The organism is Cellulomonas phragmiteti (assembly GCF_016862775.1).
Classification (GTDB): domain Bacteria; phylum Actinomycetota; class Actinomycetes; order Actinomycetales; family Cellulomonadaceae; genus Cellulomonas; species Cellulomonas phragmiteti.
This window is the reverse complement of sequence record NZ_BONP01000002.1, coordinates 278,190-303,479: the sequence shown is the minus strand read 5'-3', so window position 1 is coordinate 303,479 and position 25,290 is coordinate 278,190. Positions and strand designations below refer to the sequence as shown.

General features: G+C 75.4%; 26 protein-coding genes and 1 tRNA gene. 17 read left to right on the top strand and 10 right to left on the bottom strand.

The genetic code is table 11. From position 1 onward, the window contains the following. Positions 1-248: 248 nt before the first annotated feature. From Cph01nite_RS03195 to Cph01nite_RS03180, 4 genes are all read left to right on the top strand, one after another. Positions 249-731, top strand: coding sequence for a CarD family transcriptional regulator (locus tag Cph01nite_RS03195; protein ID WP_191780330.1), 483 nt, complete (start codon positions 249-251; stop codon positions 729-731). Positions 732-822: 91 nt separating this feature from the next. After that, on the top strand, positions 823-1,566 hold the full coding sequence (ispD, locus tag Cph01nite_RS03190) for a 2-C-methyl-D-erythritol 4-phosphate cytidylyltransferase (RefSeq protein ID WP_203671053.1): 744 nt from the start codon (positions 823-825) through the stop codon (positions 1,564-1,566). Positions 1,567-1,580: 14 nt separating this feature from the next. Then, complete coding sequence (gene ispF / locus Cph01nite_RS03185) at positions 1,581-2,051, top strand: 2-C-methyl-D-erythritol 2,4-cyclodiphosphate synthase (RefSeq protein ID WP_203671099.1); 471 nt, start codon at positions 1,581-1,583, stop codon at positions 2,049-2,051. Positions 2,052-2,279: 228 nt separating this feature from the next. Continuing rightward, a complete protein-coding gene (locus tag Cph01nite_RS03180; RefSeq protein WP_203671051.1) occupies positions 2,280-2,558 on the top strand; it encodes a hypothetical protein in 279 nt (92 codons plus the stop codon). On the opposite strand, the gene Cph01nite_RS03175 is transcribed toward Cph01nite_RS03180, so the two are convergent. Together Cph01nite_RS03175 and Cph01nite_RS03170 are read right to left on the bottom strand one after the other, a co-directional pair. Next, positions 2,548-3,492: an alcohol dehydrogenase catalytic domain-containing protein gene (locus Cph01nite_RS03175; protein WP_203671044.1), complete on the bottom strand. Its 945-nt coding sequence runs from the start codon at positions 3,490-3,492 to the stop codon at positions 2,548-2,550. The genes Cph01nite_RS03180 and Cph01nite_RS03175 overlap by 11 nt on opposite strands. 78 nt (positions 3,493-3,570) lie before the next feature. Then, on the bottom strand, positions 3,571-4,914 hold the full coding sequence (locus Cph01nite_RS03170) for a D-arabinono-1,4-lactone oxidase (protein ID WP_203671043.1): 1,344 nt from the start codon (positions 4,912-4,914) through the stop codon (positions 3,571-3,573). Positions 4,915-5,057: 143 nt separating this feature from the next. Here Cph01nite_RS03170 and Cph01nite_RS03165 point away from each other — a divergent pair, with 143 nt between their 5' ends. The 4 genes from Cph01nite_RS03165 to rlmB are packed head-to-tail and all read left to right on the top strand — an operon-like array spanning position 5,058 to position 9,502. Further along, entirely contained in the window at positions 5,058-5,765 is a 708-nt protein-coding gene (locus Cph01nite_RS03165) for a TetR/AcrR family transcriptional regulator (protein WP_203671040.1), read from the top strand. Then, positions 5,762-7,006: an alanine racemase gene (locus Cph01nite_RS03160; RefSeq protein WP_203671039.1), complete on the top strand. Its 1,245-nt coding sequence runs from the start codon at positions 5,762-5,764 to the stop codon at positions 7,004-7,006. Before Cph01nite_RS03165 ends, Cph01nite_RS03160 begins: the two co-directional genes overlap by 4 nt. A gap of 58 nt (positions 7,007-7,064) precedes the next feature. Beyond that, positions 7,065-8,507 carry a cysteine--tRNA ligase gene (gene cysS / locus Cph01nite_RS03155; RefSeq protein WP_203671038.1) on the top strand — a complete coding sequence of 481 codons (1,443 nt, stop codon included), beginning with the start codon at positions 7,065-7,067 and terminating at the stop codon, positions 8,505-8,507. Continuing rightward, positions 8,507-9,502 (top strand): 23S rRNA (guanosine(2251)-2'-O)-methyltransferase RlmB, encoded by a 996-nt coding sequence (gene rlmB, locus Cph01nite_RS03150; protein WP_203671037.1) that lies wholly within the window; start codon positions 8,507-8,509, stop codon positions 9,500-9,502. Before cysS ends, rlmB begins: the two co-directional genes overlap by 1 nt. A gap of 21 nt (positions 9,503-9,523) precedes the next feature. On the opposite strand, the gene Cph01nite_RS03145 is transcribed toward rlmB, so the two are convergent. The 4 genes from Cph01nite_RS03145 to Cph01nite_RS03130 form a co-directional block, all read right to left on the bottom strand. Beyond that, a complete protein-coding gene (locus tag Cph01nite_RS03145; RefSeq protein WP_203671036.1) occupies positions 9,524-10,825 on the bottom strand; it encodes a DUF4032 domain-containing protein in 1,302 nt (433 codons plus the stop codon). Positions 10,826-10,937: 112 nt separating this feature from the next. After that, entirely contained in the window at positions 10,938-12,062 is a 1,125-nt protein-coding gene (locus tag Cph01nite_RS03140) for an ABC transporter ATP-binding protein (RefSeq protein ID WP_203671035.1), read from the bottom strand. Positions 12,063-12,295: 233 nt separating this feature from the next. Then, positions 12,296-13,099: a trehalose-phosphatase gene (gene otsB, locus Cph01nite_RS03135; protein ID WP_203671028.1), complete on the bottom strand. Its 804-nt coding sequence runs from the start codon at positions 13,097-13,099 to the stop codon at positions 12,296-12,298. Next, positions 13,092-14,531 (bottom strand): alpha,alpha-trehalose-phosphate synthase (UDP-forming), encoded by a 1,440-nt coding sequence (locus Cph01nite_RS03130; RefSeq protein ID WP_203671022.1) that lies wholly within the window; start codon positions 14,529-14,531, stop codon positions 13,092-13,094. Before Cph01nite_RS03130 ends, otsB begins: the two co-directional genes overlap by 8 nt. Positions 14,532-14,642: 111 nt before the next feature. On the opposite strand from Cph01nite_RS03130, the gene Cph01nite_RS03125 reads away from it, so the two are divergent. The 4 genes from Cph01nite_RS03125 to Cph01nite_RS03110 all read left to right on the top strand — a co-directional run bounded on the left by Cph01nite_RS03125 (position 14,643) and on the right by Cph01nite_RS03110 (position 18,698). Next, positions 14,643-16,946 (top strand): serine/threonine-protein kinase, encoded by a 2,304-nt coding sequence (locus tag Cph01nite_RS03125; RefSeq protein WP_203671021.1) that lies wholly within the window; start codon positions 14,643-14,645, stop codon positions 16,944-16,946. A 68-nt stretch (positions 16,947-17,014) separates the two neighbouring features. Continuing rightward, on the top strand, positions 17,015-17,563 hold the full coding sequence (locus Cph01nite_RS03120; RefSeq protein ID WP_203671020.1) for a hypothetical protein: 549 nt from the start codon (positions 17,015-17,017) through the stop codon (positions 17,561-17,563). 60 nt (positions 17,564-17,623) lie between these two features. Further along, positions 17,624-18,544, top strand: coding sequence for a DsbA family protein (locus Cph01nite_RS03115; RefSeq protein ID WP_203671018.1), 921 nt, complete (start codon positions 17,624-17,626; stop codon positions 18,542-18,544). Between the two features lie 77 nt (positions 18,545-18,621). Continuing rightward, a tRNA-Thr gene (locus tag Cph01nite_RS03110) sits at positions 18,622-18,698 on the top strand. A 36-nt stretch (positions 18,699-18,734) separates the two neighbouring features. On the opposite strand, the gene Cph01nite_RS03105 is transcribed toward Cph01nite_RS03110, so the two are convergent. Both Cph01nite_RS03105 and Cph01nite_RS03100 read right to left on the bottom strand, forming a co-directional pair. After that, positions 18,735-19,496: a deoxyribonuclease IV gene (locus Cph01nite_RS03105; protein WP_203671013.1), complete on the bottom strand. Its 762-nt coding sequence runs from the start codon at positions 19,494-19,496 to the stop codon at positions 18,735-18,737. A gap of 37 nt (positions 19,497-19,533) precedes the next feature. Then, positions 19,534-20,205, bottom strand: coding sequence for a response regulator transcription factor (locus Cph01nite_RS03100; RefSeq protein WP_203671011.1), 672 nt, complete (start codon positions 20,203-20,205; stop codon positions 19,534-19,536). 83 nt (positions 20,206-20,288) lie between these two features. Between Cph01nite_RS03100 and Cph01nite_RS03095 the strand changes: the two genes are divergently transcribed. Both Cph01nite_RS03095 and Cph01nite_RS03090 read left to right on the top strand, forming a co-directional pair. Beyond that, positions 20,289-21,458 (top strand): sensor histidine kinase, encoded by a 1,170-nt coding sequence (locus Cph01nite_RS03095; RefSeq protein ID WP_203671009.1) that lies wholly within the window; start codon positions 20,289-20,291, stop codon positions 21,456-21,458. A gap of 134 nt (positions 21,459-21,592) precedes the next feature. Continuing rightward, positions 21,593-22,141, top strand: a complete 549-nt coding sequence (locus Cph01nite_RS03090) for a hypothetical protein (RefSeq protein ID WP_203671006.1) — start codon at positions 21,593-21,595, stop codon at positions 22,139-22,141. Positions 22,142-22,153: 12 nt separating this feature from the next. On the opposite strand, the gene Cph01nite_RS03085 is transcribed toward Cph01nite_RS03090, so the two are convergent. Both Cph01nite_RS03085 and Cph01nite_RS03080 read right to left on the bottom strand, forming a co-directional pair. Then, the gene (locus Cph01nite_RS03085; protein ID WP_203671004.1) at positions 22,154-22,999 is read right to left on the bottom strand and encodes an SGNH/GDSL hydrolase family protein; all 846 of its coding nucleotides are present in this window, start codon (positions 22,997-22,999) and stop codon (positions 22,154-22,156) included. Between the two features lie 38 nt (positions 23,000-23,037). Continuing rightward, positions 23,038-23,712, bottom strand: a complete 675-nt coding sequence (locus Cph01nite_RS03080; RefSeq protein WP_203671002.1) for a uracil-DNA glycosylase — start codon at positions 23,710-23,712, stop codon at positions 23,038-23,040. Between the two features lie 155 nt (positions 23,713-23,867). Here Cph01nite_RS03080 and napA point away from each other — a divergent pair, with 155 nt between their 5' ends. The 3 genes from napA to Cph01nite_RS03065 all read left to right on the top strand — a co-directional run bounded on the left by napA (position 23,868) and on the right by Cph01nite_RS03065 (position 25,259). Then, positions 23,868-24,188, top strand: a complete 321-nt coding sequence (gene napA, locus Cph01nite_RS03075) for a nucleoid-associated protein NapA (RefSeq protein ID WP_203671000.1) — start codon at positions 23,868-23,870, stop codon at positions 24,186-24,188. Between the two features lie 101 nt (positions 24,189-24,289). Beyond that, on the top strand, positions 24,290-24,898 hold the full coding sequence (locus Cph01nite_RS03070; RefSeq protein ID WP_203670998.1) for a LytR C-terminal domain-containing protein: 609 nt from the start codon (positions 24,290-24,292) through the stop codon (positions 24,896-24,898). A 157-nt stretch (positions 24,899-25,055) separates the two neighbouring features. Then, a complete protein-coding gene (locus Cph01nite_RS03065) occupies positions 25,056-25,259 on the top strand; it encodes a cold-shock protein (protein WP_203670996.1) in 204 nt (67 codons plus the stop codon). The last annotated feature ends 31 nt before the right edge of the window (positions 25,260-25,290 follow it).

The following is a 25,290-nucleotide window of genomic DNA, read 5'->3' as shown; positions in this document are numbered from 1 at the left end:
CGGTCTCGCGCGCCGGGGCGGCGGGTGCGGGTGGGTGGGCTGCCCGCACCCGGGCCGGTGGCCGGTCGGAGGCAGGGGAGCCGCAGGTCAGCCTACCGTCGGGCGGCTCGCGGCGGCGGTCGTGGCCGGCGACGCGGGGCGCCGACGGGCCCGACCCGCCGCTGACCAGCACGGACGCTCCCGGACCGCCGGGTTCCGCAGGAGGGGGGCGTGATACCATACACGTCTGCGAAAGGGGACACCGACAGATGACTTTCACTGTTGGGGAGACCGTCGTCTACCCGCACCACGGTGCAGCCAAGATCGAAGAGATCAAGAGCCGGACCATCCGGGGCGAGGAGAAGCTCTACCTCAAGCTCAAGGTCGCCCACGGTGACCTGACGATCGAGGTGCCGGCGGAGAACGTCGATCTCGTGGGTGTCCGTGACGTCGTCGGCCAGGAAGGTCTCGACCGCGTGTTCGAGGTGCTGCGCGCCCCGTACACCGAGGAGCCGACCAACTGGTCGCGTCGCTACAAGGCCAACCTCGAGAAGCTGCAGTCCGGCGACGTCATCAAGGTGGCGGAGGTCGTCCGCGACCTGTCGCGCCGCGACGCCGACCGCGGCCTGTCCGCGGGCGAGAAGCGCATGCTCGCCAAGGCTCGTCAGATCCTCGTCTCGGAGCTCGCGCTCGCCGAGAAGACCGAGGAGGACAAGGCCGAGGCCATCCTCGACGAGGTCCTCGCCTCCTGACCCGCACGCACGACGGTCCGGACGTACGACGTCCGGGCCGTCTGCTGTGTCGGGCGGGCGGGCAGGAGCCGCCACGGTGCACGATGCGCACATGACCATCGCTGCCGTCCTCACCGCCGCCGGGAGCGGCTCACGTCTCGGCCTCGACCTGCCGAAGGCGGTCGTCCCGGTCGCGGGGGAGCCGCTCGTCGCGCACGCGGCCCGGTCCCTGCTCGCGGCACGGGCCGCCGACGGGTCCGCGATCGCCCAGCTCGTCGTCACCGCGCCCGCCGCCCACCTCGACGCGGTCGCGGCGCTGCTGGGCGACGTGGTCGAGGCGTCCGGCGCGGACGTCCGGCTCGACGTCGTGGGCGGGGGCCGCACCCGCCAAGAGTCGGTCGCCGCCGGCCTCGCGGAGCTGGCCGACGACGTCGACGTCGTGCTCGTGCACGACGCGGCGCGACCGTTCGCCCCGCCGGGGCTGGTCGCGCGGGTCGTGGACGCGGTGCGCGCCGGCCACGCGGCCGTGGTGCCGGGGCTGCCCGTGGTGGACACGGTCAAGCGGGTGGGCGCGGGGGACGCCACCGGGCGGCCCGTGGTGGAGACGGTGCCCCGTGCGGACCTCGTGGCCGTGCAGACCCCGCAGGGCTTCGACCGTCACGTCCTCGAGCGCGCGCACGCGGTCGGCTCGGGACGCGGCGCGCACGAGGCGACGGCGGCGTCGGACGACGCGGCGCTCGTCGAGGCGGCGGGCGTCGCGGTGTGGGTGGTGCCGGGTGACGAGCGTGCGGCGAAGGTGACGACGGCCCGCGACCTGCTGGTCGCGCAGGCCCTGACGACAGGAGCCACCGCGTGAACCTGCGCACCGGCATGGGCATCGACGTGCACGCCTACGACCCGGACCCTGCTCCGGACGCGGTCCTGCACCTCGCCGGCCTGGAGTGGCCCGGGGAGCGCCCGCTGGCCGGGCACTCCGACGCGGACGTCGCCGCGCACGCCGCCGCGGACGCCCTGCTGTCCGCGGCGGGCCTCGGCGACCTGGGCCTGCAGTTCGGCACGGACGACCCCCGGTGGGCCGGGGCCTCGGGGGCGGCGCTGCTGGCGGAGGCCGCACGCCGGGTGCGCGCCGCCGGGTTCACCATCGGCAACGTCGCGGTGCAGGTGGTCGGCAACCGGCCCAAGCTCGGCCCGCGCCGCATCGAGGCGCAGGCGGTGCTGTCCATGGCGTGCGGGGCGACCGTCACGGTCGGCGCGACGACGACCGACGGGCTGGGTCTGACGGGCCGCGGTGAGGGCGTCGCGGCCATCGCGACCGCGCTCATCACTCTCGACGAGGCCTGACCCCGCCCCGACGGCGGGTGCTGCCGAGCAGCACGCCCCGACGACCGGGCTGCCCAGGGCGAGCTCGGCCGTGCGGGCCCGCACGACCACGCCCCGGGTGGCGCGTGTCACGATGTGGGCACGCGACCACTCGCGCGGGTGAACTGTCGGCATCCGTCCCGAAAGTCACGCGGCCGCAGGAGGGTCGTCCTTCGCGATCCGGACGAAACGCCGGTACCGTCCGTCCACGTGACTGCACCATCGACCGACAGCGAGCGCCCGCTCGGGCGTGGCGCCCCGGCGCCTGCGACCGGTCGGCACGGGCTGCCGCAGCGCGCGACGACCCCACCCGTCCGCCAGCGCAACCGCGTGGCCCTCGAGACGCTGGAGGCCACCTTCGCGGGCCTGCAGCAGGTCGACGACCGCGCTCGTCCGGCGCTGCCGCTGGCGCCGCCGGACGACCTGTGGCCGCCCGTGACCGGGAGCCACCCGCGCGTGACGGGGAGCCGGCCCGACGTCAGCGGGTGAGCAGCACCAGCTTCCCGCCCGCGTGACCCTCGCGGCTGCGCACGTGCGCGGCCGCGGCCTCCTCGAGCGGGTACGTCCCGCTGACCAGCACGTCGAGCGAGCCGTCCGCCGCGAGGGCGGCGAGCTGGCTGCGCGCGGCGTCCCGGACGTCGGTACCGGGGTCGGCGCCGGCGCCGTGCCCCAGGGCCAGCACCCCGAGGTCGGCCGCGCGGTCGAGCGCCACCAGGGTCGCGATGCGCGACCGGTCCGCGACGAGCGTCACGGAGGTGTCCAGCGCCTCCGGGGAGCCGGCCGCGTCGATGGCCACGCTCACCCGGCCGACGCGCCCCTCGACCTCCCGGACGCGGTCGAGCAGCCCCGGCCCGTAGGTGACCGGCTCCGCCCCGAAGCGCCGCAGGCAGTCGTGCCACCCGCCCGAGGCCGTGGCCACGACCCGGGCGCCGCGCAGCACGGCGAGCTGGACCGCCGCGCGACCCACGCCGCCCGCCGCCCCGTGCACCAGCACGACGTCGTCGTCGCCCACCCCGGTGGCCTCGACGGCGTGCGCGGCGGCCACGCCCGCGGCGAGCAGCCCGGCGGCCTGCACGACGTCGAGCCGCTCGGGCCGGCGCACCAGCACCTGGTGGGGCGCCGTCACGACGTCGGCGTACCCGCCGGTGACCGGCCAGGCGACGACCTCGTCACCGGGGGAGTACCACCGCACGCCCGGTCCGACCGCCTGCACCACGCCCGCGACCTCCAGGCCCAGCCGCACCGGTGGTCGTGCGCCGGCGCCCGGCGCGTACGACTTCCAGTCCCAGGGGTTGACGCCGGCCGCGTGCACCCGGATCTGCACCTCACCGGGACCGGGCGCGCGCGGCTCGACCTCGCGGACCCGCAGCACCTCCGGTCCGCCGAGCGCGCTCGCCACGACCTCCCGCCCCACGTCAGCCATCGGGCCAGCCTGACGCGGGCCCCTGTGACAGACCACGAAGACCGGGTCGCTCGTTCGCCTGAAAAGACGGCGCCTGACTCAGGTCACCGGTCCGAGCACGCGGTCGACGTAGGTGTTGCGGAAGGTGCCGGCCGGGTCGACGCGGGCGCGGACCCGCTGCGCGTCGGGCAGGTGGGGGTACAGGTCGGCCAGGCGGTGGTGGTCGAGCCCGTGCAGCTTGCCCCAGTGCGGCCGGCCGTCCACCTGCGCGACGATGCGCTCGACCGCGTCGAAGTACCGGCGGTGGGGCATGCGGTGGTACTGGTGCACCGCCACGTACCCGGTCGCCCGGCCCTGCGCGGTCGACAGCCACAGGTCGTCGGCGGCGGCGAACCGCACCTCGAGCGGGAACGGCACCGGCTCGCCGGTGCGGCGCAGCCACGCGTCGACCTCGCGCAGCACGTCGGGCACGCTCGCGCGGGGCACCGCGTACTCCATCTCGCGGAACCGGACGCGGCGCCGCGCGACGAAGACGTCGGCCGACGCCCCGGTGTAGGTGCGGGCGGTGAGGGCGCGGCAGGCGATCGCGTTGAGGCGGGGGACGAGGGTGGGGCGCGCGTCCGCGAGCCGGTTGGTCAGCTCGAAGACGCCGTTGGACAGCACCTCGTCGTCCACGAGGTGGCGCAGCGGCGACAGGGGTCGCTCGTCCCCGTCGGTCACGCGGTTGTTGCGCTTGGTCAGGGCACCGTCGGTGTGCGGGAACCAGAAGAACTCGAAGTGCTCGTTGTCGTCGACGAGCCGGTCGAGGTCGTCGAGCACGTCGTGCAGCGCCATCGGCTCCTCGCGCGCGCGCAGCCGGAACGCGGGCACGGCGTGCAGCGTGACGGCGGCGAGGACGCCTGCCGTCCCCAGGCCCAGCCGAGCGAGCTCGAAGAGGTCCGGGTCCTGGGTGGCCGAGACCTCGACGACGTCGCCCGACGCGGTCACCAGGCGGCACCCGACGACCTGCGTGGCGAGCCCGCCGAGGCCTGCTCCCGTGCCGTGGGTGCCGGTGCTGATCGCCCCCGCGAGCGTCTGCACGTCGATGTCGCCGAGGTTGCGCAGCGCCAGGCCGCGCGCGGCGAGGCCCGCGTTGAGCGCCCGGAGCCGGATCCCCGCGCCGACGGTCACGAGCGCGGACCCGTCGGGCTGCGGGACGACCTGCTCGACCCCGGCCAGTGCGTCGAGGTGGACCTGGACGCCGTCGGTCACCGCGGCACCGGTGAAGGAGTGGCCGGCTCCGACGGCGCGGACCCGGGTGCCGTCGGCGGTCGCGGTCCGCACCTCGCGGACGAGCGCCTCGAGGTCGCGGGGGCGTGCGACGCGGCACGGATCGGCGTGCTCGGTCCGTGCCCAGTTCTCCCACCGCGCGGTCCCGGTCGGTCCGGGACGACGTGCTCCCATCGACCCACGATCGGCTGGGCGTGTGTCCAAGTCAAGTGTGCGAAATCCTTGACTATCGTCACGACAAACGATGAGATGATCCCGGGAGACGCGTCGACCGCACCCGGGGGGGTGTGCCGGCGACGCGTCCACGAGGAGGAGCAATGAACCGTCTGCCGGTCGCCGAGCGTCGCGAGCAGCTCATCGAGGCGGCGCTGAACGTGGCGACGCGTGAAGGGATCGACGGCGCCACCGTGCGGGCCGTCGCCGCCGAGGCGGGTGTCTCCCTGGGAGTCGTGCACTACTGCTTCCGCGACAAGGACGAGCTGCTCCGCGCGATGGCCCACACCATCACCGAGCGCAACCTGGGCCGTGGCGTCGCCGAGATGCCGGAGTCCGCGCCCGTGCGCGACCTCGTCCTCGGCGTGCTGCAGGAGCTGTGGTCGAACATCCGCGCCACACGCGGCCCCCAGCTGCTGACCTACGAGCTGACCACCACGTCGCTGCGGCACGCCGAGCTCCGGCAGGTCGGCGTCGACCAGTACGTCGTCAGCTGGGCGGCGGCCGAGCGCTTCCTCGAGGAGGTCGAGCGCGCCGCGGGCGTCGTGTGGCGGGTGCCCCGGCACATCGTGGCGCGGTCCATCATCGCCACCATCGACGGGTTCTCGCTGGCCTGGCTGGTCGACGGGGACGAGGACGCGGCCTACCAGGGCCTGCGCCTGTTCGCCGAGCACCTCTCGACCCTCGCGGTGCCGCTCGACGAGGCCGCGCTCCTGGGCTCGGCCGCGGACGACGAGGACGAGGAGCGCGGGGCCGACGTGCACCCGTTCGTCTCCCCGTCGGTCACGTCCGGGGTGACTGCCCTGGCATGACGGCGCCCACGGCTCACCGCACCGGTGCGGACGGGCCGGCCGGAGCCCCCGCGGCTCACCCCCGCACGCTGGGGCAGCGGCTCGACGCCGCCACGGCGGGTCTGTCGGCCCCGCTCGTGGTGGTGGACGTGGACGCCCTGGAGGCGAACGCCGCCGACCTCGTGCGGCGTGCCGGGGGGACCCCGGTCCGCGTCGCGAGCAAGTCGGTGCGCGTGCGGCACGTGCTCGAGCAGGTGCTGGCCCGCCCCGGCTTCGCCGGGGTCATGGCCTACGCCCCCGCCGAGGCGTCGTGGCTCGTCGGTCACGGGGTGCGCGACGTCCTGCTGGGGTACCCGACCGTCGACACCGCCGCGATCGACGCCGTCGCCGCCGACTCCGTCGCGGCCCGTGCCGTGACGTTCATGGTCGACGACGCCGTCCAGGCGGACCTGCTCGCCGCCGCCGCGCGGCGCCACGGCCGTCGGCTGCGGGTGTGCCTGGACGTCGACGCGTCGCTGCGGGTGGGACGTGGTCCGCTCACCGTGCACCTCGGGGTGCGCCGGTCACCCGTCCGCACCGCCCACGACGCCGCCGCGCTCACGGTCGCGGTCCGGCAGCGGGGGTCGCTCGACGTGCGGGGCGTCATGTTCTACGAGGCCCAGGTCGCCGGCCTGCCGGACACCTCGGCCGCCGTCCGGCTGGTCAAGGCCGCGTCGGTGCGCGAGCTCGCGCGCCGGCGGGCGGACGTGGTCGACGCGGTGGCCACCGTGCTCGGGCACCCGCTCGAGCTCGTCAACTCCGGCGGGACCGGCTCGCTCGAGGTGAGCGCGGCGGCGCCCGCCGTCACGGAGGTGACCGCCGGCTCCGGCCTGTTCGTCCCCACGCTCTTCGACGGCTACCGCGCCTTCGAGGCCCGCCCGGCCGCGTACGTCGGGCTCGACGTCGTCCGCGTCCCCGGCGAGGGGTGGGCGACGGTGTTCGGGGGCGGGTACGTCGCGTCGGGACCGGCCACGCCGAGCCGCCTGCCCCGGCCCGTGTGGCCCACCGGGCTGCGCCTCGCCCCGCGCGAGGGCGCCGGCGAGGTCCAGACGCCGCTGCGCGTCCCCGCGCGTGCGGACCTGCGGGTCGGCGACCGCGTGTGGTTCCGGCACGCCAAGGCCGGTGAGGTCATGGAGCGCTTCGCGCACGTGCACCTCGTGCGCGGGGAGCAGGTCGAGGCGACCGTGCCGACGTACCGCGGGGAGGGCGTCTGCGTCGGCTGAGCGCGTCGGCGCCCCGGCCCCGTCGGGCGCGGCCCCCGCACGCCGGTAACCTGGGCCGGTGAGCCTGCGGCTGTTCGACAGCGGCACCCAGTCGGTGCGTGACTTCGTCCCTCTCGTCGAGGGCGAGGTCGGCATCTACCTGTGCGGAGCCACGGTCCAGGCGCCGCCGCACGTCGGGCACGTGCGCTCGGCCGTCGCGTTCGACGTCCTCGTCCGCTGGCTGCGTCGCACGGGCGTGCGCGTCACGATGGTCCGCAACGTCACCGACATCGACGACAAGATCCTGGCCAAGGCCGCCGCCGCCGGGCGCGAGTGGTGGGCCTGGGCGCTGGACAACGAGCGCGCGTTCACCGCCGCGTACGACGCCCTCGGGGTCGTGCCGCCCGACTACGAGCCGCGCGCCACCGGGCACGTCCCGGCGATGCTCGCGCTGCTGGACCGCCTGGTGGACCGGGGGCACGCCTACGCCGCCGGGCCGGGGGACGTGTACTTCGACGTCCGCTCGTGGGCGCAGTACGGGACGCTGACCAACCAGCGCGTCGACGACATGACGGACGTCCCCGACGACGCGGGGTCCGGCAAGCGCGACCCCCACGACTTCGCGCTGTGGAAGGCCCCCAAGCCGGGCGAGCCGACGACCGCCGCGTGGGACACCCCGTACGGCCGCGGACGCCCCGGGTGGCACCTCGAGTGCTCGGCCATGGCGCACCGGTACCTCGGGGAGTCGTTCGACATCCACGGTGGCGGCCTGGACCTGAGGTTCCCCCACCACGAGAACGAGCAGGCGCAGTCGCGCGCCGCGGGCTACGGGTTCGCCCGGTACTGGCTGCACAACGGCTGGGTCACCCAGGGTGGCGCCAAGATGAGCAAGTCGCTCGGCAACGGGCTGCTGGTCACCACCGTCCTCGACAAGGCCCCCGCGGCCGTCGTGCGCTACGCCCTGACCGCCGTGCAGTACCGCTCGATGCTCGAGTGGACCGACGACACCCTCGCCGAGGCCGAGGCGACGTGGGAGCGGCTCGCCGGGTTCGTGCAGCGCGCGACCGAGCGCGTCGGCGCCGCCACGCCCGACGAGGTCGCCTCCGTCGCGCTGCCGGCGGGCTTCGCCGCGGCGCTCGACGACGACCTCAACGTCCCGGCCGCGCTCGCGGTGGTCCACGAGACGCTGCGCGCGGGGAACACCGCGCTCGCGGCGGGCGACGACGACACCGCGCGCGGCGCCATGGTGACGCTGCGCGGCATGCTCGACGTCCTCGGCCTCGACCCGGGGTCGCCGCAGTGGAGCACCACCGGTGGCGACTCCCGCACCGCGCACGCCCTCGACGCGCTGGTGCGGGCCGAGCTCGATGCCCGCGCCGCCGCGCGTGCCGCCCGCGACTGGGCCACCGCCGACGCGATCCGCGACCGGCTCACCGCTGCAGGCGTCGTCGTGGAGGACTCCCCGACGGGCGCACGCTGGACGCTCGCCGCGTCCGCGACCGACACCCCGGAGGACTTCTGATGGCCGGCAACTCCCAGCGCCGTGGCGCGACCCGCAAGGCTGGATCGAAGAAGGGCGCCCGCGTCGGGACCGGTGGCCACAGCCGCCGTGCCCTCGAGGGCAAGGGCCCGACGCCCAAGGCGGAGGACCGCCCGTACCACGTGGCCCACAAGCGCAAGGTCGCCGCGGAGAAGGCGGGGGACAAGCCCGGGTCCGGCCGGCCGTCGGCACGCGCCGCGCGCGGGGCGCAGGGCAAGCGCGGCGGGACGACCAGCTCGACGCACGAGATCGTCTCGGGACGCAACTCGGTCCTCGAGGCGCTGCGCGCGGGCATCCCCGTCGCGACCGTGTACCTCGCCGCCCGGCTCGAGGCGGACGACCGCACCCGCGAGATCATCTCGACGGCGGCCGACGCCGGGTACCCGCTGCTGGAGGTGGGACGCGCCGAGATCGACCGGCTGACCGACGGCGCCGTCCACCAGGGCGTGGCGATCCAGGTCCCGCCCTACGAGTACCTCGACCCGGACGACCTGCTCGACACGGCAGAGGCGTCGGAGACGGCGCCGCTGGTGGTCGCGCTCGACGGCATCACCGACCCCCGCAACCTGGGGGCCGTGCTGCGGTCGGCCGGCGCGTTCGGTGCGCACGGGGTCCTGGTGCCGGAGCGCCGCGCCGCGGGCGTGACCGCGTCGGCGTGGAAGGTCTCGGCCGGTGCCGCGGCCCGCGTCCCCGTCGCCCGCGCCACGAACCTCACCCGCGCGCTGCAGGAGTACCGCAAGGCGGGGGTGTTCGTCGTCGGGCTCGACGCCGGGGGAGACGTGCCGCTCGGTGAGCTGCCGTTCGCCGCGGACCCGCTGGTGCTCGTCGTGGGCTCGGAGGGCAAGGGCCTGTCGCGGCTCGTGCGGGAGCAGTGCGACGCGATCGTGTCGATCCCCATCGCGTCGGCCGTCGAGTCGCTCAACGCCGGGGTCGCGGCGGGCATCGCCCTCTACGAGGTGGCGCGGCAGCGCGCCTGACCGCCTGCCGCCCGGCCCCCGTCAGCCGATGAGGCGCTCGGGGTCCAGGTCGTCGTCCGCCGCCGGCCCCGCCGCATCGCCGTCCCGCAGGTCCTCCGCACGGGTGCCCAGCACGGCCTGCTCGTCGGGCCGGGTGGGCAGGATGGTGGCGACGTAGCTCGTCGCCACCTCGGTCATCGGCACGTCACGGTGCTGCTGCTGCGACAGGTACCAGCGGTGGTCGAGCAGCTCGTGGTAGATCTGCGCCGGCTCGAGCTTGCCGCGCAGCTCGCGCGGGACGCTGCGGACGGCGGGCTCGAAGATGTCGGTCACCCAGTCGTGGGCGACGAACGCCTCGTCGTCGGCCTGCCGGTCCGTCGCGGCACGGAACTCGTCGAGGTCGTTGAGCAGGCGGCGCGCCTGGTTCTCCTGCACGTCCAGGCCGGTCAGCCGCATGAGGCGACGGGAGTGGTGGCCCGCGTCGACGACCTTGGGCTGGATCCGCACCGACGTGCCGTCGAGGTCCGTGGTGATGTCGAGCTCGCCGACGTCGAACCCCAGGTCGTTGAGCCGGTCGATGCGGGCCTGCACGCGCCACCGCTCCCCGAACCCGAACGACTCGGTCTCGGTCAGGGCGCGCCACAGCTCCTCGTACCGCACCACGAGGGCCTCGCCGATGCCGACGGCGTCCTCGTCCTCGTCGAGGAACTCCCCGGCCTGCAGGTCCATGAGCTCACCGATGATGTTGACGCGCGCGACCTCCAGGTCGTAGCCGCGCTGCCCGGGCGTGAGCACGTCGTGCAGGTCGCCCGTCTCCGCGTCGACCAGGTAGGCGGCGAACGTCTCGGCGTCGCGGCGGAACAGCGTGTTCGACAGCGACACGTCGCCCCAGTAGAACCCCGCGAGGTGCAGGCGCACCAGCAGCACCGCGAGGGCGTCGATGAGACGCGTGGCGGTGTCGGGCCGCAGCGACTGGCTGAACAGCGCGCGGTACGGCAGCGAGAACTGCAGGTGCTGGGTGATGAGCACGGCCTCGAGCGGCTCGCCCTCGGGGGAGCGCCGGCCGGTGATGACGCCCACGGGCTCGACGCTCGGCACGTCGAGCTTGCGCAGCTGGCGCAGCAGCTCGTACTCGCGGTACGCGACGGTCTCGCCGATCTCCTTGATGGCGACGACCCGCCCCGACATCTTCGCGAAGCGCACGATGTGCCGGGAGATGCCGCGGGGGAGGGCGGCGAGCGTCTCCGCCGGCCAGTCCTCGAGCGGGACGTGCCACGGCAGGTCCAGCAGCGCGGGGTCCGGGTTGGCCGCCGTGATCTGCAGACGCTGTGGCGTGACGCTCATGCCCCGATCCTCTCAGGTCCGGCCGACATCGTCGTCGGCCCGTTCACCCCCGCAGACGCCCGAGGCGGGCCCGGCAACGCCGGACCCGCCTCGGGACGTGCTGTGCGGAGCGTCAGCCGATGCGCTCGCCCGAGCCCGCGTGGAACAGGTGCTGCTCCGTGGGGCGGATGCGGACGTAGATCGTCGAGCCCTTCGGCGGGACCTGCCGGGGGTCGACGCGCACGATGACCTGGGCGTCGCCGGCACCGGAGTGCACGGAGGCGGCCTGGCCGAAGTCGTTGGTCAGCGCACCGTAGACGTACGCGTCGGAGCCGAGCTCCTCGACGATGTTGACGACGACCGGGAACGCGTCCGGCGTGCCCTGGGGCACGACGTCGAGCGACTCGGGGCGGAAGCCGACCGTGATGTGGCCCTTGTCGTCGTCCGTCAGGCGCGTGACGGCCTCGCGCGGGAGCGCCAGGCGCGAGGAGCCGACCGACGCCGAGCCCTCGAGCACGGGGAAGGTGCCGATGTTCATGGCCGGCGAGCCGATGAAGCCGGCGACGAACACGTTGGCCGGGGTGTCGTACATGTCGCGCGGCGTGCCGACCTGCTGGAGGATGCCGTCCTTGAGGACCGCGATGCGGTCACCCATGGTGAGGGCCTCGGTCTGGTCGTGCGTGACGTAGACGGTCGTGACGCCGAGGCGGCGCTGCAGCGACGCGATCTGCGTGCGCGTCTGGACGCGGAGCTTGGCGTCGAGGTTCGACAGCGGCTCGTCCATGAGGAACACCTGCGGCTGACGCACGATGGCGCGGCCCATGGCGACGCGCTGACGCTGGCCACCGGAGAGGGCCTTCGGCTTGCGGTCGAGGTACTGCTGCAGGTCGAGGATCTTGGCAGCCTCCTCGACGCGCTGGCGGATCTCCGCCTTCGGGGTGCCGGCGATCTTGAGCGCGAAGCCCATGTTGTCGGCGACCGTCATGTGCGGGTACAGCGCGTAGTTCTGGAAGACCATCGCGATGTCGCGGTCCTTGGGCTGCACGTCGGTGACGTCGCGGTCACCGATGAGGATGCGCCCGGCGTTGACGTCCTCGAGACCCGCGAGCATGCGCAGGGAGGTCGACTTGCCGCAGCCCGAGGGGCCGACGAGGACGAGGAACTCGCCGTCCTCGACGTGGAGGTTGAGGGCGTCCACCGCGGGACGCTCGGTCCCCGGGTAGATGCGGGTCGCGTGGTCGAAGCTGACCGTAGCCATGGCTGTACTTTCCCTTCACCGGCAGGTACGTGCCGGACGATCCGTCGTGAAGAGTGTCAACGCAGGTCCGCGGGGCCGCGGGCCTGCTGAGCCCTGTGTCTCCGCTGACACGGATCGAGGGGGGTCGTCGCCGACCTCCCCCGGTCGCCTGTCAGTATGGCACAGGTCACGCGGCCTCCGGGTGGACCTCATGAGGCCACCGGGTGCACCCCGGGTGACCCGTCGAGCGGCCGTCAGGCCAGCGCGTCCCGCAGCACCGCGAGCGCCGCGACGCCCGCCTCGGGGTCCGCGACACGGAACCGCGCGACGGTCTGCCCGGTGCCCACCTTGACGGTGACGTCCTGGTCGTCGAGCGCCGCGAACGCGTGCTCATCGGTGACGTCGTCACCCGCGTACAGCACGACCGGCGCACCCAGCTCGTGGCGCAGCGCCTGCAGCGCGGTGCCCTTGTCGGCCGGCAGGACCGTCAGCTCGACGACGTCCTTGCCGTGCAGCGTGCCCACGCCCAGCTCGGTGCCCAGCGCGAGCGCCTCGGCCTCCGCGGGCTCCGCGTCGGACGGCTCCGCGAGACGGGTGTGGACCACGACGGCCGTGGGCTTCGTCTCGACCCAGACCCCGTCGCGGCCGCGCGCCACGGCCGAGGCGCGGGCGCCCAGCGCCGCGAGCAGGTCCGCCTGCTGGTGCGTCAGCTCGACGACGTCACGGTCGAGCCCGAACTGCGTGACGCGGGCGCGCTCCGCCCCGTGGCTGCCGACGAGGTAGGTGCCGGGCGGCACCTGCGCGAGGGCGTGCAGGTCGGCCATGGCCCGTCCCGACACCAGCGCGAGCGCGACGCCGTCGAGGGCCGCCAGGTCGGCGAGCACCTCGACGCCCGCGGGCAGGATGCGCGAGGCCGCCGGGTCGTCCTGCAGGGGGGCCAGGGTGCCGTCGAAGTCGAGGGCGACCAGCACGGGCCGCGTCGCGGGGTCGGCGGCGACGGCGGCCAGTCGGTCGCGCAGGTCGGTGGGCACGGCCTGGGGGTCGCGGGGCTCAGGCATGACCGTCCCTCACCGGGACGGCGGTCAGCGCGGACAGGAACTGCCCGGACCACGCCGCGACGTCGTGCGTCAGCACGCGCCGCCGCAGCCGGCGCATCCGTTTGCGCGCCTCCCGGGGGTCGAGGTGCACGGCGTACGTGATGGCGTCCTTCATGCCGGAGATGTCGTGCGGGTTGACCAGCACCGAGCCGACGAGCTCGTCCGCGGCGCCGGTGAACTCGCTGAGCACGAGGCAGCCGCGCTCGTCCGAGCGCGCGGCCACGTACTCCTTGGCGACGAGGTTCATGCCGTCGCGCAGGGCCGTGACGAGCATGACGTCGGCCGCGAGGTACAGCGCGGCCATCTCCTCCATCGGGAACGACTGGTGCAGGTACTGCACGGGGGCGTGCCCCACCTGGCCGTGGTCGCCGTTGATCCGCCCGACCAGCAGCTCGACGTCGTCGCGCAGCTGCTGGTAGGCGCCGACGTTCTCGCGGCTGGGGCTGGCGACCTGCACGAGCGTGGTCTGCGTGGCGGACAGGCGCCCGTCCTCCAGCAGCTCCCCGTACGCCTTGATGCGGTGCCGGATGCCCTTGGTGTAGTCGAGCCGGTCGACGCCCAGCAGCAGGTACTCCGGGTCGCCCAGCTCGCGGCGGATCTCCAGCGCGCGCTCCTGGACGGCCTGCGTGCGGGCGAGCTGGTCGAACGCGTGGGAGTCGATCGAGATGGGGAACGCCTGCGCGCGCACGTGGCGCTGCGACGGCGTGCCCTCGTCGACCGTGATCATCTGGCCGCGCGTCGTCAGGTCGGTCAGGCGGCGCACGATGCGGACGAAGTTGGCGGCGTCCCCGCCGCGCTGGAACCCGATGAGGTCCGCCCCCAGCAGACCCTCGACGACCTGCTTGCGCCAGGGCAGCTGCGCGAAGATCTCCAGCGGGGGGAACGGGATGTGGTGGAAGTACCCGATCCGCAGGTCGGGGCGCAGCGCCCGCAGGAACGCGGGCACCAGCTGCAGCTGGTAGTCGTGCACCCACACCGTCGCGCCGTGCGCCGCGTTGGCGGCGGCCGCCTGCGCGAAGCGCTCGTTGACGCGCTGGTAGGCGTCCCACCACTGCCGGTGGAACTGCGGGGGTGCGATGACGTCGTGGTACAGCGGCCACAGGGTGTCGTTGGAGAACCCCTCGTAGTACCGCTCGACGTCGGTGTCCGTGAGCATGACCGGCACCAGCTCGGTGCCGTCGACGTCGAACGGCTCGAGCTCCAGGCCGGGGGACCCGCCCCAGCCGACCCACGCGCCCTTGGTCCGGGACATGACCGGCGCGAGCGCCGTGACGAGGCCACCGGGGGACCGCGTCCAGCTCGGCTCACCCGCCTCGTCCAGGGTCACGTCGACGGGGAGGCGGTTCGCGACGACGACCAGGTCCTGGCCGTCGCGCGGTGCGTCGATGGGCACCAGATCAGCTCCTTGCGGGTGGCTCGGCCTCCGACCCTAGTCGTCCCACGGGTGACACGCTCGGGAGCGCCACGCTGCTCTGCGGGTCCGTGACCGGCTAGGTTGCCGGGCATGGAGCGGATCGGGCTGACGCCGGGGTCACTGATCGGCGGGTACACCATCGTCGCCCCCCTCGGCTCGGGCGGCATGGGGACGGTGTACCGCGCGGTCGACGGCGGGGGTGACCCGGTGGCGCTCAAGCTGCTGCACCCGCACGTGGCGTCGGACGCGGTGGTGCGGGCGCGCCTCATGCGGGAGGTCGCCGCGCTGCAGCGGCTGCGGCACCGCGCCGTCGCCGCGGTCCTGGACGCCGAGGCCGACTCGACCGAGGCGTTCATCGTCACCGAGCTCGTGGCCGGCGACACCCTGACGGACCACGTCCGCGGGCAGGGCACGCTCGACGCGGACGAGCTGCTGTCCCTCGCGGAGGGGCTGCGGTCGGCGCTCGCGGCCGTGCACGCGGCGGGCGTCGTGCACCGCGACCTCAAGCCGTCGAACGTGCTGCTGACGGACGACGGGCCCGTGCTCATCGACTTCGGGCTCGCGCAGGGCCTGGACGACGAGGCGAACCTCACGACCGCGGGGTTCGTGCTGGGGACGCCCGGGTACCTCGCCCCCGAGCTGCTCGACGGCGGCGAGCCCGGTCCGGGGACCGACCTGTGGGGCTGGGCGGCGCTGCTGGCGTTCGCCGCGACGGGTCGCGACCCGTTCGGCTCGCGGCCCGTCGAGGCGGTGCTGGCCCGTGCCCGTGCCGGTGAGGTGGACCTCGACGGCGTGGGTCCGTTGACGCGGGCCGCGATCGCGGGCGCGCTGCGCCCGGCGCCGGACGACCGCAGCGACCCCGAGGACGTCGTCGCGGCCCTGCGGACGGTCGCGGCGCAGGGCGAGCTGCCGCCCGGCGCGGTGCCGACGCTCGCGCTGGGAACGGGCGCGGGCAGCGGTGCGGCGGGCGGGGCGGCCGTCGCGGCCGCGGTGGGGATCGCGGCCGGCGCAGCCGGTGCGGCAGCGCTCGCCGGCGGAGATGACGACGCGGACGGGGCCGACGAGCCCGACGGCGCGGACGACGCGGACGACGCGTCGGCCGGCGACGAGGCGGCGGGCGCCGCCGCGGTGGCGGGCGCCGCGACCGACGACGACGCGGACGACGGCGCTGACGACGACGAGGCCGACGACGACACCGACGACGAGGCGGCTGACGAGGCGGCTGACGACGACGCTGACGACGGCCCCGATGACGACGACGCCGACGACGACGCGGCTCATGACGACGGGGCCGGCGACGAGCCGGACGACGACGCGGACGACGACGAGGTGGACGACGACCCGGACGCCACGGACGACGACGGGGACGCGGACGACGACGTCGCGGCCGAGGACGACCCGGCCGAGGACGACCCGGCCGGCGACTGGGTCGAGGACGACCTCGCGACCGAGCTCGTCGCGCAGCGGCCGTCGTCCCCGCAGGACGAGATGCCGACAGTCGCGGTGGGGACGTCCCCATCCGCCGCCGCCGGGTCAGCGGCCGCCGCGACCGTGGCACCGCCCGAGGCGCCGGTGCACGACGGTCGGACGGTGGCCGTCCCGGTGCGGCGCACCGAGCCCGCACCGCCCGCGGGCGGCGTCGTGCGGGACGACGACGCCGCCGACACCGCGGTGCTCGACGACGGCACCGGCCCCCACGACCCCGCGGAGGGCGTCGACTGGATCGAGGAGGACCTCGAGGACCCGGAGGGCTACGAGCCCGAGGAGTGGGCCTACGAGCGCCCGCCCGCGCGCCGCCGCTGGGGCTCGATGCTCGCGCTGGGCCTGGTGGTCGTGCTCGCCGGGATGCTGTACCCGGTCCTCACGGTGGCCGTGGTCCTCGTGCTGGCCGTCGTCGTGCGCACCGTCGGGGCGACGGTCGAGGCGATGTACGGGCGCCGGGAGCGCCGCGGGGTGCGGCGGTCGGACGCCGCGCTCGCGGCCCTGTCCACGCCCTGGTACCTGCTGCGGTCGGTCCTCGGGGTGCTGCCGTCGGTGCTGGTCGGCGGCGCCGTGGTGCTCATCGTCGGCGGGCTCGGCTGGTGGCTGCTGTCCTCGCAGCGGTGGGCGATCGCCGGGTCGCCGCCCGGGCAGGAGCCGCAGGGGCAGACGGCCACGCTGCTGGTCGGCGGGCTGGTGGCGATCGCCGTCGCCTTCCTGTGGTGGGGGCCGCTGTCCCGGATGACGCGCACGGGCGCCCGGCGCACGCTCGCCGCCGTGGCCCCCGGGCCGGTCGGGGCGCTCGTCGTGGTCGTCGTCGCGCTCGTCGCCTCGGTGCTGCTCGCCGACCGGCTCCTCGACCTGGCCCCGATCTCTTGGTGGCCCGGGCCGACGCCCACCCTGCCGCGTCCCTGACGTCGTCCCGCGCCGGGTCGGGCCCGAGGGCGGGTGAAGAGCCGCCCCGGGGGCCCTACCCTGGTCCCGTGGGTGAGACGTCGACGGAGCGGGCCGTGGCCCCCGTCGCTCGGCGACCCCACCGCCGGCCGCACCTGCCGTCGCACCTGCGGCCCCACCTCCTCGGCGCGTTCGGCACCGTGCTCGCCGTCCTCTCCGTCCTCTTGGGCGCCCAGGGCCGGGTGCTGCTGCACCAGTGCGTCGTGGCCGACGGGCCCTTCGCGGCGCTCGGCGTGCGGATGGCGGTGCTGCGCTCGGCCGCCGAGTGCCCGGACGGCACCCTGGGGCTCGGGGCGGCGTCCACCGGCGCCGTCGTCCTGCTCAGCGTCGCGCTCCCGGTCGTCGCCGGTCACCTGCTGCTCACCGCGTGCGGCCTGGGCCTCGGGGTGGCGGCCCGGCGCGGCGTCGCGGCCGTGGGTGCGCTGCTCACGTCGCACCTCGTGCCTCCCGTCCTGGTGGTCGGTCTGCCGGCCGCACCGGCGCGGGCGGCCGTGCCCCCGTCGGGTCCGACCGTGCGCGGCCGCCCGGACCACGGGCACGACCCGGCCCGTCCGCGTCGAGGGCCGCCGGCGCGCTGACGCGCCCCCGCCCCCGCACGTCACCGCCGGTCGGACCGGCACCCGAGACCAGGAGCGACCATGCCCAGCAACGACCCCCGTCCCACCAAGAACCAGCGGCGCGACGACGCCCGCGCCAAGGCCCTCGCGATGCGTGAGGAGCAGGAGCGCAAGGCCAAGCGCACGCGCCTGATCGCGATCGGCGGCCTGCTCGCGGCCGTCCTCGTCCTCGGCGGCGTGATCTTCGGCATCGTCCGCCAGGGCCAGGCCAACGCCGAGGCCTACGGCGACGTCCTGTTCGCCGGCGGCACCGAGAACACCCTCGTGCCCGCCTTCAGCGCCATCGACACCCCGGACGTCGCCGACGCGGCCGGGGGCGTCCCGGTCAGCGCCGCAGGCGTCGGGACCGCCGGGGAGGACGACGTCGTCGTCGAGGTGTACTACGACTTCATGTGCCCGTGGTGCGGCAGGTTCGACGTCGCGAACGCGGGCGAGCTCGACGCGCTCGCCGCCGACGAGGGCGTGACGGTCGTGTACAAGAGCATCGCGTTCCTCGACGGCAACTCGCAGGGGACGTTCTTCTCGACGCGCGCGGCCAACGCCGCGGCGGCCGTGGCCGCCGGGGCGCCGGACAGCTACACGGCCTTCGTCACCGCGATGTTCGCGAACCAGCCCGACGAGGGCACGGCCGGCATCAAGGACGCCCGGATCGCCGAGATCGCGCTCGAGGTCGGCGTGCCGCAGTCCGTCGTCGACACGTTCACCGAGACGGTCGACGGCACGTACGAGGTCGCGACGTCCGAGGACGAGAAGGAGACCCGCGAGGGCACGTGGCGCCGCTACGCGCCGTTCGTGGCGGCGACCACGCAGCAGGCCGCGCAGGACCTGGGCGGGCTGAGCACGCCGACCGTCCTCATCGACGGCGAGAAGTGGGAGGGCGACCTGTACAGCACCGGCCCGCTCACGCAGGCCGTGCTCGAGGCCGTCGCCGCCAAGCGCTGAGCCCGACCCGCCGGGGGCGCCCGTCCTGCCGTCGGGGCGGGCGCCCCCGGCGCGGCGGCCGGTACCCTGGCCGCCTCGCCTCCTTAGCTCAGCTGGCCAGAGCAGCTGTCTTGTAAACAGCAGGTCGTCGGTTCGAATCCGACAGGGGGCTCCACGCGGCCCGGTGCCTCAGGCGTCCGGTGCCGCCCGCTCACGCGTCCAGCGCGGCGCGCAGGTACGCGATGTCGTCGGCCTGGCTGTCGGACGGGGTCTCGACGACGACGTCGCAGCCCGCCTGCCGCACGACGTGCGCGACGAGCTCGGCGGGGATCGTGCCGTCGGCGAGGCCCGCGTGGCGGTCCCGGCCCGACCCGTGCGGGTCGCGCGAGGAGTTGGCGTGCACGAGGTCGATGCGGCCGGTGATCGCGGTGAGGCGCTCGACGACCGTCTCGAGGTCCTCGCCGGCGGCCCACGCGTGGCACGTGTCGAGGCAGACGCCGACGTCGTACCCGCCGATCGCGTCCCACAGCATCGCCCAGCGGTCGAGGGTGCGCGCGCACGCGTTCTCCCCGCCCGCGGTGTTCTCGACGAGCACGCGCACCGGGAACGTCGCGCGCTCGAACGTCTTGCGCCAGTTGTCGATGCCGACCGCGATGTCGTCGCCCTCGCCCACGTGGCCGCCGTGCACCACGAGCCCGCGGGCACCCAGGTCCGCGGCGGCCGCCGCGTGCTGGGCGATCATGGTGCGGCTCGGGATGCGGACGCGGTTGTTGGTCGAGGCGACGTTCACCAGGTAGGGCGCGTGCGCGTAGATCCCCAGGCCGGACGCGGCCAACGCGTCGGCGTCCGGGCGGCGCACGGGCTTCTTCCACCCCTGCGGGTCGGCGAGGAACACCTGGACGGCCTGCGCGCCCACGCGCTCGGCCTCGACGAGCGGCTCGTCACCGCGCACGTGCGCACCGATCAGCACCACGACGTCCTCCTGCGGGTCGGGCGGCTCGGTCGGGCGCTCACAGGGGCGGTCCCGTCTCCTCCAGCAGCCGCAGCGCGGCGCTCACCCGGGGGTTGCGGGTGGGCTCCGCGTCGATGCCGAGCGTCGCGTAGACCGCGTAGACGTGGTTCTGCACGGACTTCTCGGTGATCGCCAGGCGCTCGGCGATGCCGGCGTTGGACAGGCCCTGCGCGAGCAGCTGCAGCACCTCGTACTGACGCTGCGTGAGCCGGGCGACCGCCGAGCCGGCACGCGGGGCGACCCGTCCCAGCAGCGCGGGGTCGAGGACCGTCTCGCCCGCGGCCGCCGCGCGGACCGCGTGCAGCAGGGTGCGCTCGCTGGTCCCGCTGGTCTTGGACAGGTAGCACCAGCCGTGCGCGACGTCGCGCGGCAGGTCGAGCAGCAGGTCCATCGCGTCGTGCGCGGACAGCAGCAGCACGCCCAGGTCCGGCTGCGCGCGGCGCAGCGTGACGCCCAGGGCGATGCCGTTGCCGTCGGGCAGGTCGATGTCGAGGACGACGACGTCGGCGACGCCCGGCGTGAGCGCCCGGCGGGCCTCCCCGACCGTCCCCACCGCCACGACGACCTCGAGGTCGGGGACGTCGGCGAAGGTCCGCTCCAGCATGGAGCGGAACAGCGGCTGGTCCTCGACGAGGGCGACGCGCAGGCGGCGTGACGGTGGCGGGATCATCCTGGCCAGTATGGTCGCGGCGGGGGCGCAGCGCGCGGGACGTCCGGTGACGTCTCGTGACGCGGACGCGAGGGGGGTGGGAGATGGCTGTCGTGCGCGACGGCACGGCCGCGGCCGTGCGCCGTCACGACGTCGCGGCGGACCGCGTGTCGCTGCTGCGCGGGACGGGGGTGGTCGCGCTCGGGTACGCGGTCGGCGCGTCCCTGCAGAGCGCCTGGATCTACTCGACGCTCGTGCCCGAGTGGGCGCAGGTGGACCTGTGGCGCCGGCTCGTGGCCAACGGCGTCGCGGTGGCGGGTCTCGTGGTGGCGCTCGGGGTCCTGCGCGCGCACCGGGCCCGGGGTGTGCTGTCGGTCGGGGCCCGGGTCGTCGCGGCCGCGACGTTCATGGGCGCGATCCGCGTCGCCGTCCAGGTGGGTCTCGGCGTCCACCCGGTGGACGACGTGACGACCCTGGTGGCCGAGTTCGTCCTCGGGTCGTTGATCGCGCTCATCTCGGCCGGCATCGGGCTGTGGGCGCTGCTGTCACGGCGTCGGATGCGGGTCGCGGCGCGGGCGATGGAGCGTCAGGCGATGAGCGTCGAGCTCGCCGTCCAGGCGCTGGAGGACGAGGAGATCCGCGTGCGGCGCAAGGTCGCCGAGGGGCTGCACGGCACGGTCCAGCAGCGGCTGCTGCTGGTCGACGCACGCCTGGCCGTCGCGCAGGAGCAGGTGGCCGCGACGGACCCGCACGTCGCGCAGGAGATCGCGTGGGCACGGGCCGAGCTCGCGGAGTCGCGGGAGCAGGACGTGCGCCAGATGAGTCGGCTGCTGTACCCCGACCGGCTCGAGATGGGCCTGGTCCCGGCGGTGCGCGCGCTGCTGGGACGGCTGCCCGCGACGATCGCGACGCGCCTCGTCGTCGGCGACGACCTGCGAGCGGTCGACGACCCGTCGCAGGTCCGCCTGACGATCTCGGAGCGGCTGCTCGCGGTGCGGGTCATCGAGGAGGCGGTCTCGAACGCGCTGAAGAACGGCCCGCCGGACCTCATCGAGGTGCACCTCGACCTGGACGCGGACGTGCTGCGGATCGTCGTGGCCAACGACGGCGACCCGTACCTGCCGCCCCCGCAGCGGGATCCCGCGTCGGGCACGTCGCGGCTCGACCAGCGGCTGCGGCTGGGCGGCGGGGCCCTGCGGGTCCTGCCGCTGCACCCGACGGGGGCGCGGGTGGAGGCCACGCTGCCCCTGGGCGTCCTGCCCGACGACGAGTGAGCGCCTCCGGGGTGAAGAAGGCCGACAACTGCCGCGGCGGCGAGGGGTTAGCACCCAGAGGGGGTCCGTGGACCCGTCCCGTCGGGGGGACCATGGTCGGACACACGTCCAGACCTCCCGGATCGAGCCCCCTCATGCGCCAGCGTCCCGCACGTCCGGCGCGTGGTCAGAGCTGGGCGGACACGCTCGAAGGGTGGTCGACGGCGCGCAGGGCCGCAGCCCTCGGCGGGTCGGCGGCGGCCGTGGTCGCCGTGGCGTTCCTGTGGCCCGCGCAGCTGGGCGGGTGCACGTCGCTGGCCGTCGTGCCCCCGGGCGTGGCCGGGCCCGGGCTCGCCGCCGGCGACCTCGTCGTGACGCGGTGCGGCGCACCGGACGTCGGTGACCGCGTCGTGCTGCGGGCGCCGGGCGCGGTGTGGTCCGTCGGCCACGTCGTGGAGCGCACGGCGCCGGTGTGGCAGGTGCGCGGTCCCGACGGCACCGACCACCTCGCCCCCGGCGAGGTGGTCGACGTGCTGCCGCTGCGGATCCCGGTCACCACCGCGGCTGCCGCCCCGACGGCCGCGGCCGCGCTGACCCTGGGCCTCGGGACGACGGGGTGGCTCACCGTCCGTCGTCGGCGGATCGGGGCGCACGACGACACCGGGGCGTGCCCGGGCGTCGGGGCGGTTCCCTCCGCCGGCTGAGGCCTCCGGGCCTCACTCGACGGGCGCGGGGTCCGGACGCTTGGGGACGCGCAGGTCGCCCGACGACCGGCGTCGCAGCCGCCGCGTCGCCCACGGGTAGGCGTGCTCCCGCAGCCACCGCGCGTCGGCACGGGCCTGCTCGATGCGCGGCACCGGCGGCGGCGGGGCCAGCGGGTCGTCCCAGTCGGCGCGGTCGGGCACCTGGCCCAGCGCGACCAGCGCGCCCTGCGCGACGCGGGTGTGGCCCTCGGTGGTGAGGTGGATGCGGTCCTCGGACCACATGCGCCAGTCGCGCAGGCTGCGCATGCCCCACGGGTCCAGGACGTACGCGCCCTGGCGGCGCGCGATCGACCAGATGTGCGCGTTGAAGATCCCCACGCGCGAGCGCGTCGTGCGCACCAGCGGGCTGTCCCGGGAGTCGAAGCCCGTGCTGAGCAGCACGTCGACGCCGCGGGCGCGCACGGCGGCCACGACGCGCTCGATCTCGGCGGCGACCCGGTCCACGTCGACCGAGGGGCGCAGGATGTCGTTGCCCCCGCCGACGATGCTCACCAGGTCCGGCTCGAGCGCGAGCGCCGCGGGGACCTGCTCGGTGAGGATCGGGCGCATGAGGCGGCCGCGCACGGCGAGGTTGGCGTACGTCAGCGGGTCCGCCCCGGCGGCCGTCCGCCGCCGCGAGAGGTGCGACGCGAGCTGGTCGGCCCACCCGCGCAGCGGCGCGTCCTGGCCGTCCGGGGCGTCCCACAGCCCCTCGGTGAAGGAGTCGCCGCAGGCGACGTACCGCGTCCAGCGCGGCGGGTCGCCCGGCAGGGCCGTCGTCCCGGCGAGGGTGGGCAGGGACTCGTCGTGCAGCGCCATGGCCCCATCATCCGACGTCGCGGCGGGTCCTCGGGAGCTCACGGCAGCCGCCAGTCGACGGGCGCTGCCCCCTGCTCGCGCAGCAGCGCGTCGACCTGCGAGAAGGGGCGCGAGCCGAAGAACCCGCGGGACGCCGACAGCGGGCTGGGGTGCGCGCTGGCCACGACGGGCACGTCGCCGAGGGCGGGGCGCAGGGACTGGGCGTCGCGCCCCCACAGCACGGCCACGAGCGGGCCGCCGCGCTCGACGAGGGCCGCGATCGCCCGGTCCGTGACCTGCTCCCAGCCCTTGCCGCGGTGCGACGCGGGCGCGCCCGGGCGCACGGTGAGGACGCGGTTGAGCATCATGACGCCCTGGTCCGCCCACGGCGTCAGGTCGCCGCACGTGGGGCGGGGGACCCCGACGTCCTCGACGAGCTCCCGGAAGATGTTGTGCAGCGAGCGGGGCAGCGGGCGCACGTCCGGCTGGACCGAGAACGACAGCCCCATCGGGTGCCCGGGCGTGGGGTAGGGGTCCTGACCGACCACCAGCACCCGGACGTCCGCGAGCGGGCGGTGGAACGCGCGCAGGATCGCGTCGGACGCGGGGAGGTACTGCCGGCCGGCCGCGACCTCGTCCCGCAGGAACCTGCCGGCGTCGCGCAGGGACTGCTCGGCGGGGGCCAGGGCGGCCGCCCAGTCGGGTGCCACCAGGTCCGCGAGGGGTGCGTTCACCCCGGGGAGGTTACTCGCGAGCCGGGCGTCGCGGGCGTCCCGGACGGGTCCCGGACGGCTCGCGCGTCGCCCGCGCGCGCGAATGACACCCGTGTGGTTCGCCGCGTACGATGCCGGGCGGAGCACCCACGGCACCACGCGCGAGGAGGAGAGCCATGGACGGCACTGCCGGCACGGCCACCCACGTCATCGCGGACGACCTGCGGGACGACGAGCGGGGCACCGACGGCCTGAGCGAGCGCGACCGGCAGGTCCTGGCGTTCGAGCGGCAGTGGTGGAAGTACGCGGGCGCCAAGGAGCAGGCCGTGCGCGAGTTGTTCGACATGTCGGCCACGCGGTACTACCAGCTCCTCAACGCCCTCATCGACGACCCGGCCGCGCTCGCGCACGACCCGATGCTCGTCAAGCGGCTGCGACGCATGCGCTCGTCGCGCCAGCGCGCCCGCACCGCGCGCCGCCTGGGCGCCGAGGCCTGAGCGCCCCGCGTGCCCGGCGTGTCCCGGTCGGTGCGGGTTGGTCGGGGGTCGGGCGGCGGTGCGCGCCCTGATCGCGGCGACGAGCGGTTAGCCTTGCGGCCGTGAGCAAGGCCGACTACCCCTACCCCGAGGACGAGTTCGACGCGATCTCGCCCGACGCGCCGACCGGTGTCCACCGTGCGCCCCGGTCCGCGTGGAGCCGGTGGTGGCCGTTCGTCGTCGTGCTGGTCGTCGTGCCCGTGCTCGCGTACGGCGCCGTCGCGTACCTGTCGCGCACCGGCGACCTGCCGCTGTCGGGCGGGTCGTCGCAGGGGCAGGGCGAGGAGGTCGGGCCGACCGAGGACCCCGTGGTCGAGGACGGCACGGGCGAGGAGCCGGGCACCGAGGGCGAGGCGCCGGAGGCCGAGCCCACGACCGAGGCGCCGCAGCCGGTGCTCAGCACGCCCGTCGCCGTCCTCAACGGCGCCCGGGTCTCGGGTCTCGCGGGGCGCGTGGCGGACGAGCTCGAGGCCGCGGGCTTCACCGCCGTCTCGCCGGACAACGCGACGGGTACCGTCCCCGCGCAGTCCACCATCTACATCGCGTCCGAGGACCTGCGCCCGACGGCCGACCTCGTGGCCTCGACCGTCGGGGTCGACACCATCGAGGTCTCGCCCCAGCAGGCGGGCGCCGGCATCTCCCTGGTCCTCGTCACCGACCCCGACGCCTGACGGCTGACGCCCCGACGGCCGGGGCCCGACCACCGGTCGGCGTCCGCGACGGACGGCGTGCGTCGGACCCTGGTCGCGCGACCACGCACGCCACTAGGCTCCACGCACCGGGGCGACGGCGGAGCGCCCCGGGTACCCGGACGGCGAGGAGCACGGGATGCCCCAGGGCACGGTCAAGTGGTTCAACGCGGAGAAGGGGTTCGGCTTCATCACCCCGGAGGGTGGGGGTCAGGACCTCTTCGTGCACTTCAGCGCGATCCAGGCTGACGGCTACCGCACCCTCGAGGAGGGGCAGGGCGTCGAGTTCGAGGTCGGGCAGGGCACCAAGGGTCCGCAGGCCGAGCAGGTCCGGCCCGCCTGACCGCACCTGCACCGCGGGGGTCACCGCGGGA